Source organism: Alcanivorax sp. HI0083 (assembly GCF_001635175.1).
In genome coordinates, this window is record NZ_LWFX01000600.1 from 1 (window position 1) to 283 (window position 283).

1 protein-coding gene is annotated in these 283 nt (G+C 41.3%); it reads left to right on the plus strand.

Annotated features, from left to right (window positions below):
- Positions 1–283, plus strand: a 283-nt coding sequence (locus tag A3754_RS27375) for a hypothetical protein (RefSeq protein ID WP_197468500.1), incomplete at both ends; no start/stop codon positions are given.

Sequence of the window (283 nt, forward strand, 5' to 3'; positions counted from 1 at the left end):
GTGTCTCCTGTCACTATCAAGACCTCACCCAATAATATTGATGGTGCTTGGGCTGGAATACGTTTTGTCGGTGAAATGGATTTTGACTACGACAATGAAGAGCTTGTCGGCGATAAAATAAGTTATTTGAACGTTTCTGGTTATTCGGGAACCTCAAGTTTGGAAGGTGTTGGAATAAAGAGGGCTACATTAACGGCAAATGCTGGGTTGACACTGCGAGATGTTGTTTCTATAGGAACAGTGTTTGATGTGGAGGATGTTACTTCATACAGATCGCTTTTAA